Below are 12,497 nucleotides of genomic sequence, written 5' to 3' on the forward strand. Positions count from 1 at the left end.
CCGGGACCGGCACCAGCAGCGCGCCGGGCCGGACGGCGAGAGCTCGTCGGAGGCCGGGGTGCCGGCTCAGCCGCGGACGGCGCCGAGCACGCGGTCGGCGAGCCCCGGGCCCTGCGCGTCCTCGCTCGGCGTGAGCGCGCGCAGCGGCTCGGCCAGCTCGCGCCGGAAGAAGTCCATGAAGCCGTCCGGGTCCGGCCCCGCGTTCATCGTGACGACGTGGTCGAAGCCGGCGTCGACGAACTGCTGGGCCACCTCGAGGTGGCGGGCGACGTCGGGCCCGCAGGCGAACTGCTGCTGGATCTGCTCGAGGGTGACGCTCTGGGTCGCGGCGTCGAAGTTGACGGGGTTCGGCAGCTCGGACATGACCTTCCAGCCCGTCAGCGCCCACCGCGTCTTCTCCCAGACCGCCTGCGCGGCGCTCTCCGCGTCGGGCGCCCAGGCCAGCGGCACCTCGGCGTAGGCGGGGCCCTCGCCCCCGAGGCGCTTCCACGTGGCGACCATGTCGCCCTTTGGCTCCGTGGCGAACAGGCCGTCGCCCAGCTCGGCGGCGATGCGCGCGGACACCGGGCCGCTGGCCGCGACGGCGATGGCGGGCAGCTCGTCGGGCAGGTCGAAGACGCGGGCGTCCTCCAGCTGCAGGTGCTTGCCCTCGTAGGAGCGGTACCCGCCCTGCCAGAGGAGGCGGATGATCTCCAGCGCCTCGCGGAAGCGCTCGTGCCGGCCGCGCACGCTGGGGAACTGCTGACCCCCGACGACGTGCTCGTTAAGGCGCTCGCCGGCGCCGACGCCCAGGGTGAAGCGCCCGTCCGAGATGATCTGCATCGTGGCGGCGGCCTGGGCGATGACGGCCGGGTGGTAGCGGACGCTCGGGCACGTCACGCCCGTCGCGAGGCGCAGCGTCGAGGTCCTCGCCGCGATGTTGGCGAGCAGCGCCCACGTGAAGCCGCTGTGCCCCTGGGTGTCGAGCCAGGGGTGGAAGTGGTCGCTCATCTCGACGAAGTCGAAGCCGGCCTTCTCGGCCTCGACGGCCTGCCGGACGATCTCCTTCGGGTCGAAGGCCTCGGTCGCGAGCTTGTAGCCGATCTGCATGGTGGTCCTCCGCGGTGGTCCTCTGGGCTGGTCCGGTGGGGCGCCCGCGGTGCGGATCCCCCGCGGTCGCGGGGAGGGGCGGCGGGGCTGGTCGCGCCTCCACGCTAGGAGCGCGGGTGCGGGGCCGCACGCGGGCGCGGCGGCCCGGCGTCCGCGCTCGCGCGGGCTAGCGTCGGTGCGCATGAGCAGCACGACCTCCGGCGCGCGCCCCGGCGACCGGTACGGCTCCGACGTCCTCTCCGGCGACTGGCGGGTCCCCCGCCGCGGGCGCAGCACCGAGCTGGCGGCCGAGCGCGGCCTCGTCGTCGAGGACGCCGAGACGGGGTGGACGGGCGCCGTGGTCCGCGTGGAGAAGGCCGGCGGCACGCACGTCGTCCACCTCGAGGACCGACGCGGGCGCACGCGGGGCTTCCCGATGGGCCCGGGCTTCCTCGTCGAGGGGCGCCCTGTCCTCCTCGTGCCGCCGCGCCGCGCACCGGGCTCGTCGGCAGCGGGCGGGCCGGGCTCGCCGTCGGCGTCCTCGGGGCTGCGCCCGGGCCGCACGGCCAGCGGCTCCACGGCCGTCGCCGGCCACCGCGCGCGGGTGGCCCGCGGCAGCCGCATCTGGGTCGAGGGCCGCCACGACGCCGAGCTCGTCGAGAAGGTGTGGGGCGACGACCTGCGCGTGGAGGGCGTCGTCGTCGAGCCGCTCGACGGCGTCGACGACCTCGCGGGCGCGCTGGCCGCCTTCGCCCCCGAGACCGGCCGCCGCGTCGGCGTCCTCGTCGACCACCTCGTGGCGGGCAGCAAGGAGACGCGCGTCGTCGACGCGGCGCTCGCCGACCCGCGCTGGCGGGGCCTCGTGCACGTCGTCGGGCACCCCTACGTGGACGTCTGGGCCGCCGTCCGGCCGGCGTCGCTGGGGCTGCGCGCGTGGCCCGAGGTCCCGCGCGGCACCTCGTGGAAGTACGGCGTGCTCGCCGCGCTCGGGTGGCCGCACGCCGACCAGCGCGACGTCGCCCACGGCTGGAAGCGCATCCTCGGCGCCGTGACGACGATCGCCGACCTCGAGCCGTCCCTGTCCGGCCGCGTCGAGGAGCTCATCGACTTCGTCACCGCCCCCGACGCGTGACAGCCACCGACGCATGACAGCCACCGACGCCTGAGCAGCCGGCGCCTGGTCCCGGCGCTCCGGGCGCCTCCGCCGGTGCTCGACACCCCTCCCCGAGGGGGACGACCGCGCGCCGGTCGGCCGCGGCCGTCGCCCGCCCCCTAGCGTGGGGACCCGGGCGCGACCCGCGCCGCCCGAGTGAGGAGCCTCCGGTGTCCGACCAGCAGCCCCGCGGCGACGAGCCCCGCGCCGAGCAGCCCCCGACCGGGTGGTCGCCCCCGCCGCAGCCGCCGTCGTCCCCGGCGGGGCCCGAGGGGACGGGCACCGGGAGCGGTGGCGCCTCCACCGGCCCCCGCGGCGGCGGCGCACCGCAGGGCGACCCCTTCGCCGGGGGCCCCTACGGCGGCGGCGACCAGCGGACCGCCGGCACCTACGGCTCCGGCTACGGCCAGCAGGCCCCGCGTCCCGCGGGGACGGACGACCTGCGCCCCGCCGACCAGCGGATGTGGGCGACCCTCACGCACGTCGCCGGGATCGTCGTGCCGGTGCTCGGGCCGCTCGTCGCCTTCCTCGTCCTCAAGGACCGGGGCCTGTTCGTGCGGGACCAGACGAAGGAGGCGCTCAACGCGCACATCTCCCTCGCGCTGTACTTCGTGGGGCTCTACATCGCCTTCGGCATCCTCAGCCTCATCACCCTGGGGCTGTTCTCGCCGCTCCTGGCGCTCCCGCCCCTGCTGTGGTTCCCGCTCGTGCTCTTCGGGATCCTCGCCGCCGTCGCGGCCAACCGGGGCGAGCGCTACCGCTACCCGCTCGTGGTCCGCTTCGTGCGCTGACCGCCGCCGTCGCGGACGGCCCGGGCGCCGGCCCAGGTCGTCCGCGACGCCGTCACCAGCCCAGCAGGCGGCGCACGACGCCGTCGGCGAGCAGGCGTCCGCGGGCGGTGAGCACCACGCGCCCGGGCGGGGTCCCGCCCGGGCCGGGCTCGACGAGGCCGTCCGCGACGACGCCGGCCACCTGCGCCCGGCCCTCCGGCGGGAGCGCCGTCACGGGCAGTCCCTCGGCCAGGCGGACGCCGAGCAGGACGCGCTCGACGAGGCGCGCGTCGTCGTCGAGCACCTCCCGGCCGTGGGCGGGTGAGGCGCCGCGCTCGAGGCGGGCGCTGTAGGCGCCGGGGTGCTTGACGTTCCACCAGCGCACGCCGCCGACGTGGCTGTGGGCCCCGGGCCCCACGCCCCACCAGTCGTCGGCCCGCCAGTAGGACAGGTTGTGACGGCAGCGGGCGTCGGGCCGCGCGGCCCAGTTGCTCACCTCGTACCAGGCCATGCCGGCCGCCCCGAGCAGCGCGTCGGCGTCCTCGTACTTGGCGGCGAGGTCGTCGGGGTCGGGCGGCGCGAGCTCTCCCCGGCGCACCTGCCCGGCCATCTTCGTGCCGGCCTCGACGACGAGCGCGTAGGCGGACACGTGGTCCGGGCGGCAGGCGAGCGCGGCCTCGACGCTGCGCCGCCAGTCGTCGCGGGACTCCCCGGGCGCGCCGTAGATGAGGTCCAGGCTCACCTGCAGGCCGGCCTCGCGCGCCCACCGGACGACGTCGGGCACCCGCGCCGGGTCGTGGGTGCGGTCGAGCGTCGCGAGCACGTGCGGCACCGCGGACTGCATGCCGAAGGACACGCGGGTCACCCCGCCCGCGGCGAGCTCTGCGAGGGACCCGGGCGTCACGGAGTCGGGGTTGGCCTCGGTCGTCACCTCGGCCCCCGGTGCGAGGCCGTGGACGTCGCGGACCGCCTCGAGCATCCGGAGCAGGTCGCCGGGAGGGAGCAGGGTCGGCGTGCCCCCGCCGACGAAGACCGTCGAGACGGGGCGCGCGGGCAGCCCGGCCGCCGCGAGGACGCGGCCGGACATCTCGACCTCGCGGACGGCCGTGGCGGCGTAGCCCGCGCGGGACGAGCCGCTGCCGGTGCCACCGAGCTCCTCGGCCGTGTACGTCGTGAAGTCGCAGTAGCCGCAGCGGACCCGGCAGAAGGGCACGTGCAGGTAGAGGGCCAGTGCGCGCTCCTCGGCGCCCACGGCCGCGGAGGGCGGCAGGGCGCCGTCCTCGGGCGCGGGGTCGCCGACGGGCAGGGCGGGGCTCACGCCCCCATGCTCCCCCGCCCGCGGGCGGGCGCCGACCACGGCCCCGGGCGACCACCCGGCCCGCCTCCGGCCGCAGCTGCCGACCCGCCACCCGACCGGCGGCGTCCGGGCGCGGCCCCCCGGCGAGCGGGCCTCGGGGCGCAGGATGGGTCGGTGGACCCGACGACGCGACGCCGCCGCGACGACCCGACGGCACGACGGGTGCGCCTGCGGGCCCTGGCCCCCGACGACGTCGCCCTGCGCGCCGCGCTGGTGCGGCTGGAGCCGGCGCCGCACCAGCTCGGCGCCTCGGCCTCCGCCCGGCAGACGCTGCCGGCAGCCGACGCCGACCCGCGGCGGGCCCCCTTCGCCGTCCTGCTGGACGAGGAGCCCATCGGCTTCGGCGTCCTGGACCGCGGCGACCTGCTCGCCCAGGTCGTCGACGAGCCCGAGCGCGCCGTCCTGCTGCGCGGCTTCTACCTCGCGGCGTCCGCCCAGGGGCGCGGGCACGGGCGTAGCGCCGCCGCGCAGGTGCCCGCGCTGGCCGCGGACCTGTGGGGGCCGGTGGCGGCGGGCGGCCCCGCGCTCGTCGTCCTCACCGTGGGAGCGGGCAACGCCGCGGCCCAGCGCGCCTACGCCGCGGCCGGCTTCCGCGCCACGGGGGTGCAGCAGCGGGTCGAAGGGCAGGAGCCGCAGCACGTGCTCGTGGCGGCGGTCCCGCAGCCGCCGCGGGTCAGGGCCGAGTCCCGTCCCAGCTCGGGGAGCCGTCCTCCAGGAGCCTCTCGGCGTCAGGGCCGCGCGAGCGCCCGGTCGACGTAGGCCAGCAGGGCCGGGGCGAGCTGCAGCGACCCGTCGTCGTGGGCGGTGCGGAGCACCCGCGCGTCGCCCGGCGTGCGCTCCGCGAAGAAGGCGGACGTCGTGACGCCGTGGCCGGGACGTGAGAGGACCTCGACGGGGTCACCGGCCCTCACCTCACCGGGCACCAGCACGCGCAGGTACGCACCCGGCCTGCCGCGCTCGGTGAAGCGGCGGACCCACCGCTCCTCCCCGAGGTGGCGGGCGAAGGTCTGGCACGGCGTGCGGGCCATGGTGACCTCCACCTCGAGCCGCGGGCCGACGCGCCAGCGCTCCCCCACCTCGGCGCCGTCGACGTCGACACCGGTCGTGCGGAGGTTCTCCCCGAAGAGCCCCGGCGGCAGCTCGCGCTGCAGCACACCCGTCCAGTGGTCGGCCTCCTCCTGGGCGTAGGCGTAGACGGCCTTGTCCGGGCCGCCGTGGTCCTGGCGGTCCGCCTGGACGTCGCCGCGGACCCCGAGGAGCCCGACGTCGACCGCTCCGTCGAGAGGCCGCTTGTCGATGGCGGTCACGTCACCGCGGGCGCCGTCGGGCTGCAGCTGGTGCACGCGGCACACGGCCAGCACGCGGGCAGGGGACGACCCGGGCGTCGAGGAGTCAGACGCAGGAGGCATGACCGCAGTGAACCAGCGCAGGAGCCGGCCAGGGCCGGCTCCGGCCGGGTCGCACGTCGTCCTCGACGACCGAGCCCGGAGGCGGACCGTCGGCGCGGTCGTCGGCTCCCTTGACCGACGACGACGGGTCCGGCGCCGGACTCGACGACGCACCGTCGGCACGGCCGGGCTCCTCGGCAGGACAGCCGCCGTCGGGCTGGTGGAGCGCGTCGGTCAGCTCGTGGGAGAGGTCGTCCAGGCGTGCGCGCCAGGGTGGGGTGGTGGTCGGTGGGGGGTCGCCGGGCCGGGTGATGACGGGTCTGCCGTCGACGACGTGGGCGACCAGGGCGCCGGTGTGGACGCGGCGGTGGTCGTGCCCGCACACCAGGGCCAGGTTCGACAGGTCCGTGGGGCCGCCGTCGGCCCAGTGCACGACGTGGTGGGCGTGGGTCCGGGAGACGGGGGCGTCGCAGTCGGGGGCGATGCAGCCCCGGTCGCGGATGGCGGGGGCGCGCCGCTGCGCGGGCGTGACCGTGTAGGCGGCGCGGCCGACGTCCAACGGCTCCGAGCGGGACCCCAGGACGGTGGGCACGACCTCGGCGTCGCACGCCAGCCGGCGCACCGCTCCGGCCGACAGGGGGGCGTCGTCAGCCAGCAGACCCGCCCCGCGAGCGTCGTCCGGAACGGCGCCCCTCAAGCCGCCGCCGCGGACGACCGATGCGAGATCGTGACCACGACCAGCTCAGCCCCGGCACCGTCGCCGTGCGAGCGACCCGACGTGCCCGCCCCCGCGCCCGCCCTCGCCCCCGCCCGTGACGAGAGCACGCTCCTCCAGGACGCCGCCGCCGCCCGCTCCTGGGGCGCCGTCGACCGCCGTCGCGACCCCCGCCGACGCCACCGCTGAGCGAGCCCCCTCCACGACGACCGAGCGGGGCGCCGCGAGCGCGAGGTTCCCTCAACGAGGTCGACGCGCGCCCCCCGGCGTGCGCCGGAGCACCTCCCGCTTCACCCGCAGCCTCAGCTGCGTCGTGCGGGAGGCCCGGAGCTCCTCCAGGCGCGCGGCGATGCGCGCCCCCATGTCCTCGAGGACGTCGGCGTCGAGCTTGGCGTCGACCTCGGTGAACATCTCGCTCTCCTCGTGCCCGGCGTGGTGCTCGACCGCTGCGGTGAGGACGCGCACCTCCTCGTCGAAGCCGGCGCGGCGCGGTCCGGTGCGGACGACGACGGCCACCTGGTCCTCCAGGTACCGGTGCTCGGCGTGGGCGACGGCCACCATGGGGCTGGCCGCCGTCACGGACGGGTAGAAGATCTCGTCCTCCAGCTGCTCGTGGAGGCTGAGCTCGTCGACGAGGTGGTCGAGCACCCGCTGGCGCTCCACGGCCCGGTCCCCCGGCAGCCGGGCCAGCTCCGAGAGCAGCGACCGGAGCTCGTCGTGGTGGGCGGTCAGCACCTCAGTGGCGCGCACGGCGGTCCTCCTCGTCCTCGCGGTGCTGCTCGGCGGCGGTGACGCTCCCCGGGCTCGCCCCGGGCACGGGCGGCACCCGGCGCACCTGCACGGTGCCGCCGCGCACCCTCGCCTCGAAGCGGGGCAGGGGCGCCGTCGCCGGGCCGTGGACGACGGCGCCGTCCTCGAGGGAGAAGCACGAGCCGTGCCACGGGCACACGAGCCCCTCGCGCGTCACCCACCCCTCGGACAAGGGGCCCCGCAGGTGCGGGCACTCCTCGCCGAAGGCGCGCACCGGGCCGTCGCCCTGGCGCAGGAGCACGACGCGGACGCCGTCGACGTCCGCCCGCGCGGGTCGTCCGTCGACGAGGTCGGCCACGGGCAGGGCGTCGGTGAAGGTCCGCGGCGCGAGCGACCGGTCGGCGTGGTCGGAGCCGACGCCGTGCCGGTGCACGAGTGCGCCGCCCAGCGCCGCGCTCGCCGTGACGACGCACCACCCGGCGAGGCCGAGCGCGCGCCCCCGCGCCGTCCTACCTCGACCCCGCGCGCGCCACGACGCGAGCTGCAGCCCCGTCGCGGTCGCGCTGAGGAGCCCGTGGACGACGCCCACCCGGCGCGCCCCCTCGTGCGTGTGCTGCCAGTCCACCAGCCCGCTGGCGACCGCGGCCGCGGCGCCCACGAGGCCGACCGCCGTGCAGGCCCGCGAGGCCGCGGCGAGCCCCGGCGCGCGGGACGCACCGACGGCGTCGAGCGCGTCGAGCGCGAGCGCCGCCGTCCACGCCCCGATCGGGACGTCGGTCAGCGCGGGGTGCAGAGGGTGGCCGAGCCACGTGCCGTGGAGGGCGTCGACGACGGGCCCCCGCCCCCGCCCCAGGGCGTTGAGCGCGACCCCGAGGACGTGCTCGGCGCGGTAGGACGGCCGGTCGAGCGCCTCCCACGCCTCGGGAGCGGTGGTCAGCCGCTCGGCCAGGGCGGTCGGGGGCGTCATCGCCCCATCAACCCGCCGGGGGACGTCCGGTGCAACCCGGGCGCACCGGACGAGCCCCCGCTCCTACGGCGCCGTGCGGCCTCCGCCTACTTCTTGGCGCCGTCCTTGCTCTCGGCGGCGTCCGCGGTGAGGGCGGCGATGAAGGCCTCCTGCGGCACCTCGACGCGCCCCACCATCTTCATCCGCTTCTTGCCCTCCTTCTGCTTCTCCAGCAGCTTGCGCTTGCGGGTGATGTCACCGCCGTAGCACTTGGAGAGGACGTCCTTGCGGATGGCGCGGACCGTCTCGCGGGCGATCACGCGCGCGCCGATGGCGGCCTGCACGGGCACCTCGAACTGCTGGCGCGGGATGAGCTTCTGCAGCCGCCCGGCCATCATCGTGCCGTAGGGGTACGCCTTGTCCTTGTGGACGATGGCGCTGAAGGCGTCGACCTTCTCGCCCTGCAGCAGGACGTCGACCTTGACGAGGTCGGCCGCCTGGTCGCCCGCGGGCTCGTAGTCCAGCGAGGCGTAGCCCTTCGTCTTCGACTTCAGCTGGTCGAAGAAGTCGAAGACGATCTCGGCCAGCGGCAGCTGGTAGCGCAGCTCGACCCGCTCGGGCGAGAGGTAGTCCATGCCGAGCATCTCGCCGCGTCGGCTCTGGCACAGCTCCATGACGGCGCCGATGTAGTCGCTCGGCGCCAGCACGGTCGCCTTCACCACCGGCTCGCGGACCTCCCCCACCTTGCCCTCGGGGAACTCGCTGGGGTTGGTGACGGAGACGACCGCGCCGTCGTCCATCCGGACCTCGTAGACGACGCTCGGCGCGGTCGAGATGAGGTCGAGGTCGAACTCGCGCTCCAGGCGCTCGCGGACGATCTCGAGGTGGAGCAGCCCGAGGAAGCCGCACCGGAAGCCGAAGCCGAGGGCGACGGAGGTCTCCGGCTCGTAGACGAGGGCGGCGTCGTTGAGCTTGAGCTTGTCGAGGGCGTCGCGCAGCACCGGGTAGTCGGAGCCGTCGAGCGGGAAGAGCCCGGAGAAGACCATGGGGCGCGGGTCGCGGTAGCCGCCGAGGTCGTCCTTCGCCGGCTTCACCGCGTCGGTGACCGTGTCGCCCACGCGCGACTGGCGCACGTCCTTGACGCCGGTGATGAGGTAGCCGACCTCGCCCACCCCGAGCCCCTTCGACGGCGTCGGCTCGGGGGAGCTGACGCCGATCTCGAGCAGCTCGTGCGTCGCGCGGGTCGACATCATGGCGATCCGCTGGCGCGGGTCGAGGTGCCCGTCGACGACGCGGACGTAGGTGACGACGCCGCGGTAGGTGTCGTAGACCGAGTCGAAGATCATGGCGCGCGCGGGGGCGTCGGGGTCGCCGACCGGCGCCGGCACCCGCTGCACGATGCGGTCGAGCAGCTCGGGCACGCCCTCGCCCGTCTTGCCGCTGACGCGGAGCACGTCCGCGGGGTCGCAGCCGACGAGCCCGGCGATCTCCTCCGCGTACCGCTCGGGCTGGGCGGCGGGCAGGTCGATCTTGTTGAGCACCGGGATGATCTCGAGGTCGCCCTCCATCGCCAGGTAGAGGTTGGCGAGGGTCTGCGCCTCGATGCCCTGGGAGGCGTCGACGAGGAGGACGGCGCCCTCGCAGGCGGCGAGGGAGCGGGAGACCTCGTAGGTGAAGTCGACGTGGCCCGGGGTGTCGATCATGTTGAGCGCGTGGGCGCGCCCGTCGACGGTCCACGGCATGCGGACGGCCTGGCTCTTGATGGTGATGCCGCGCTCGCGCTCGATGTCCATGCGGTCGAGGTACTGCGCCCGCATGGCCCGCTCGTCCACGACGCCGGTGATCTGCAGCATCCGGTCGGCCAGGGTCGACTTGCCGTGGTCGATGTGGGCGATGATCGAGAAGTTCCGCAGCAGGGCGGGGGCGGTCGAGGCGGGCTCGATGCCGCCGTGCGCGGCGTCGCTGCGGGCCGGGGCGCTCACGGGCTCGGGCCACCTCCGTCGGGATCCTTGGCCGCGGTCACCGCCGCGCCGGGCGTCCAGCCCGGGTCGTGGCCGCCTCGCAGACCTTCGAGCACGAGCCAGACACGACCGACCTGGAGCTAATCAGACGTGGCGAACATCAAGAGCCAGAAGAAGCGCATCCTCACCAACGAGAAGGCGCGCCTGCGCAACAAGGCCGTCAAGTCCGAGCTGAAGTCGGCGGTCCGCTCCGTCCGCGAGGCCGCCGACAGCGGCGACCGCGACAAGGCCCAGTCGGCCCTCGTCCGCGCGTCCAAGCGCCTCGACAAGGCCGTGAGCAAGGGCGTCATCCACAAGAACCAGGCGGCCAACCGCAAGTCGGCCCTCGCCAAGCGCGTCGCCTCCGTCTGAGGCGGCGCCGGCGGGCCCGGCGCCCGCAGCGCACGACGTCGAAGGGCGCACCCCCGTGGGGGTGCGCCCTTCCGTCGTCCCGGGGGTGTCCTCGTCGGCAGAGCCCCGGGACGCGGGTCAGCCGCCCACGACGACGGTCCACTCCCGCACCGAGAGCACCTCCACGACGCCGTCGCGGAGGAACGGATCGTCCGCCAGCATCCCGCGCACGGCCGCCTCGTCGTCGGCCCGGTAGACGAGGCAGGCCCCGGTGCCGTCGGCCCACGGGCCCGACAGGACGAGGGCCCCGCGGGCGTGGAGCGCCGCCAGGTGCTCCCGGTGGGCGGGGCGCGAGGCCGCCACCACCTCGGGGGCGGCGGTGTAGGCGATCTCGGCGACGAAGTGGGTCACGGGGGCTCCTCCGGTGCGGGGCGGGTGGTCGGACGCGTGGGTCGGGGACGGCCGTCTCAGCGCTCGTGCGCGTCGCAGAGGGCGAGGACGGCGCGCTCGAGCGCGTAGACGGGGTCGCGGCCGCCGCCCTTGACGGCCGCGTCGGTCTCGGCGAGCAGGACGATGCCGGCGCCGAGGGCGCCCGGAGTCCAGCCGCGCAGCTCGCGCCGGGTGCGGTCGACCATCCACGGCGCCATGCCCAGCGCCTTCGCCACCTCGTCCCCCCGGCCCCGCGAGCCGCCGACGAGCACCATCTGCCGCAGCCGCGCCGCGAGGACGGCGACGATCGGCACGGGGTCGAGGCCGGTGGCCACGGCCTGGCGCAGCAGGGCGAGCGCCTCGGCGCGGTGCCCGGCGACGACGGCGTCAGCCACCCGGAACCCCGTGGCCTCGACCCGGCCGCCGTAGTAGCGCGTGACGTCCTCCACCTCGACCGTGCCCGAGGTGTCGGCGACGAGCTGGGCGCACGAGGCGGACAGCTCGCGCAGGTCCGACCCCACCGCGTCGACGAGCGCGCGCGCGGCGGGGGCCGCGATGCGCCGCCGCGCCGCCTCGAACTCCAGGCCCACGAACTCGAGCTTCTCGGCGTCCTTCTTCAGCGGCGGGCAGTCCACGAGGACGGCGCCCGCGTGCGCCCGGGCGACCTCGAGGACCTTGCGACCGCCGGAGCCGCCGGCGTGCCGCACGACGAGGACGACGTCGTCGGCCGGCGCGGCGAGGTAGGCCCGCAGGTCGGGCTCGAAGCGCTCGGCGGGGGCCTCGGCGCCCGTGACGACCGCGAGCCGGGGCTCGCCGAACAGCGACGGGCTGGCGACCGCCTCGAGCGCGCCCCCCTCGTAGGAGGTGGCGTCGACGCCGACGACCTCGAGCTCGGGGTGCTCGGCGCGCTGCAGCGCCGTGACGCGGGCGACCGCGCGCTCGGCGAGCACCTGCTCGGTGCCCGTGACGAGCACGAGCGGCGCGGGGACGGCCTCGCGCCACCCCCGGGCGCCCGAGGACCGGCCGGACGAGCGGCCCGAGGACCGGCTCGTCGACCGCTGCTGACGGGTGCCCTGGGCCACCCCGGCAGCCTGCCACGCGCCGCCGACACCCGGTCCTCGCGCCCGCGCCGCCCGCACCTCAGCACGTGGCGCCGTCGCGGAGGGCGCGCCGAGCGGTCAGCACCAGCGCGTCCGGGCCCCCCGAGACGGCCACGTCCCCCGTCGCCGTCGTGCAGGCGACGACGGCGCCGCGGGCCCCCGCGAGCTCGAGGGCCCGGGCGGTGGGGTGGCCGTAGGTGTTCTCCCCCACCCCGACGAGCGCGGCGCGCGGGTCGGCGAGCGCCGCGAGGCCGGGGTCCTGGTCGGACGAGCCGTGGTGGGCGACGCCGAGGACGTCGACGGGCCACGCGCCGGCGTCCGTCGACGTCGCCCGCCGCAGCGCCGCCTGGGCCTCGGCGCCGAGGTCGCCGAGGGCGGTGACCCGCCCGCCGGGCGCCTCGAGGACGACCACGACGCTGGCGTCGTTGGCGCCGTCGTCCTCGCCGCCCGCCGCACCCCCGCCTCGCCAC

14 protein-coding genes and 1 pseudogene are annotated in these 12,497 nt (G+C 76.7%); 5 read left to right on the top strand and 10 right to left on the bottom strand.

The window, feature by feature from the left end; all coding sequences use genetic code 11:
- Positions 1-66: 66 nt before the first annotated feature.
- On the bottom strand, positions 67-1,089 hold the full coding sequence (locus HLB09_RS06700; RefSeq protein WP_171202620.1) for a TIGR03557 family F420-dependent LLM class oxidoreductase: 1,023 nt from the start codon (positions 1,087-1,089) through the stop codon (positions 67-69).
- 181 nt (positions 1,090-1,270) lie between these two features.
- On the opposite strand from HLB09_RS06700, the gene HLB09_RS06705 reads away from it, so the two are divergent.
- Positions 1,271-2,200, top strand: coding sequence for a DUF3097 domain-containing protein (locus tag HLB09_RS06705; RefSeq protein ID WP_171202621.1), 930 nt, complete (start codon positions 1,271-1,273; stop codon positions 2,198-2,200).
- Positions 2,201-2,391: 191 nt separating this feature from the next.
- Complete coding sequence (locus HLB09_RS19850; RefSeq protein WP_171202622.1) at positions 2,392-3,012, top strand: DUF4870 domain-containing protein; 621 nt, start codon at positions 2,392-2,394, stop codon at positions 3,010-3,012.
- A 52-nt stretch (positions 3,013-3,064) separates the two neighbouring features.
- Here HLB09_RS19850 and hemW read toward each other — a convergent pair whose 3' ends face one another.
- Positions 3,065-4,309 (bottom strand): radical SAM family heme chaperone HemW, encoded by a 1,245-nt coding sequence (hemW, locus tag HLB09_RS06715; protein WP_171202623.1) that lies wholly within the window; start codon positions 4,307-4,309, stop codon positions 3,065-3,067.
- 153 nt (positions 4,310-4,462) lie between these two features.
- Between hemW and HLB09_RS06720 the strand changes: the two genes are divergently transcribed.
- Complete coding sequence (locus tag HLB09_RS06720) at positions 4,463-5,107, top strand: GNAT family N-acetyltransferase (protein ID WP_171202624.1); 645 nt, start codon at positions 4,463-4,465, stop codon at positions 5,105-5,107.
- Here HLB09_RS06720 and HLB09_RS06725 read toward each other — a convergent pair.
- Together HLB09_RS06725 and HLB09_RS06730 are read right to left on the bottom strand one after the other, a co-directional pair.
- The gene (locus tag HLB09_RS06725; RefSeq protein ID WP_171202625.1) at positions 5,077-5,757 is read right to left on the bottom strand and encodes an MOSC domain-containing protein; all 681 of its coding nucleotides are present in this window, start codon (positions 5,755-5,757) and stop codon (positions 5,077-5,079) included. The two genes, HLB09_RS06720 and HLB09_RS06725, sit on opposite strands and share 31 nt — an antisense overlap.
- Positions 5,741-6,433 carry an HNH endonuclease signature motif containing protein gene (locus HLB09_RS06730; protein WP_171202626.1) on the bottom strand — a complete coding sequence of 231 codons (693 nt, stop codon included), beginning with the start codon at positions 6,431-6,433 and terminating at the stop codon, positions 5,741-5,743. The genes HLB09_RS06725 and HLB09_RS06730 overlap by 17 nt, the downstream gene beginning before the upstream one ends.
- Before the next feature lie 81 nt (positions 6,434-6,514).
- On the opposite strand from HLB09_RS06730, the gene HLB09_RS19255 reads away from it, so the two are divergent.
- Positions 6,515-6,640: a hypothetical protein gene (locus HLB09_RS19255; protein ID WP_281359276.1), complete on the top strand. Its 126-nt coding sequence runs from the start codon at positions 6,515-6,517 to the stop codon at positions 6,638-6,640.
- A 51-nt stretch (positions 6,641-6,691) separates the two neighbouring features.
- Here the strand turns inward: HLB09_RS19255 and HLB09_RS06735 are convergent, their stop codons facing one another.
- From HLB09_RS06735 to lepA, 3 genes are all read right to left on the bottom strand, one after another.
- Positions 6,692-7,201 carry a hemerythrin domain-containing protein gene (locus HLB09_RS06735; protein ID WP_171202627.1) on the bottom strand — a complete coding sequence of 170 codons (510 nt, stop codon included), beginning with the start codon at positions 7,199-7,201 and terminating at the stop codon, positions 6,692-6,694.
- Positions 7,188-8,168: a Rieske (2Fe-2S) protein gene (locus HLB09_RS06740; RefSeq protein WP_171202628.1), complete on the bottom strand. Its 981-nt coding sequence runs from the start codon at positions 8,166-8,168 to the stop codon at positions 7,188-7,190. Before HLB09_RS06740 ends, HLB09_RS06735 begins: the two co-directional genes overlap by 14 nt.
- 86 nt (positions 8,169-8,254) lie before the next feature.
- Positions 8,255-10,129 (bottom strand): translation elongation factor 4, encoded by a 1,875-nt coding sequence (gene lepA / locus HLB09_RS06745; RefSeq protein WP_322790052.1) that lies wholly within the window; start codon positions 10,127-10,129, stop codon positions 8,255-8,257.
- A gap of 129 nt (positions 10,130-10,258) precedes the next feature.
- On the opposite strand from lepA, the gene rpsT reads away from it, so the two are divergent.
- Entirely contained in the window at positions 10,259-10,519 is a 261-nt protein-coding gene (gene rpsT, locus HLB09_RS06750; RefSeq protein ID WP_171202629.1) for a 30S ribosomal protein S20, read from the top strand.
- A 117-nt stretch (positions 10,520-10,636) separates the two neighbouring features.
- Here rpsT and HLB09_RS19260 read toward each other — a convergent pair whose 3' ends face one another.
- The 3 genes and pseudogenes from HLB09_RS19260 to HLB09_RS06765 form a co-directional block, all read right to left on the bottom strand.
- Complete coding sequence (locus tag HLB09_RS19260) at positions 10,637-10,909, bottom strand: YciI family protein (RefSeq protein WP_171202630.1); 273 nt, start codon at positions 10,907-10,909, stop codon at positions 10,637-10,639.
- Positions 10,910-10,965: 56 nt separating this feature from the next.
- Entirely contained in the window at positions 10,966-12,009 is a 1,044-nt protein-coding gene (gene holA, locus HLB09_RS06760) for a DNA polymerase III subunit delta (RefSeq protein WP_212770672.1), read from the bottom strand.
- Between the two features lie 58 nt (positions 12,010-12,067).
- Positions 12,068-12,497, bottom strand: a pseudogene (locus tag HLB09_RS06765) (ComEC/Rec2 family competence protein); the annotation flags it as partial.

It is taken from the genome of Pseudokineococcus marinus, from assembly GCF_013004605.1.
GTDB lineage: Bacteria > Actinomycetota > Actinomycetes > Actinomycetales > Quadrisphaeraceae > Pseudokineococcus > Pseudokineococcus marinus.

Excerpts from the sequence above, each read along its gene's own strand:
- HLB09_RS06700 (WP_171202620.1), bottom strand. The coding sequence starts at position 1,089 with ATGCAGATCGGCTACAAGCTCGCGACCGAGGCCTTCGACCCGAAGGAG.
- HLB09_RS06705 (WP_171202621.1), top strand. The coding sequence starts at position 1,271 with ATGAGCAGCACGACCTCCGGCGCGCGCCCCGGCGACCGGTACGGCTCC.
- HLB09_RS06725 (WP_171202625.1), bottom strand. The coding sequence starts at position 5,757 with ATGCCTCCTGCGTCTGACTCCTCGACGCCCGGGTCGTCCCCTGCCCGC.
- HLB09_RS06740 (WP_171202628.1), bottom strand. The coding sequence starts at position 8,168 with ATGACGCCCCCGACCGCCCTGGCCGAGCGGCTGACCACCGCTCCCGAG.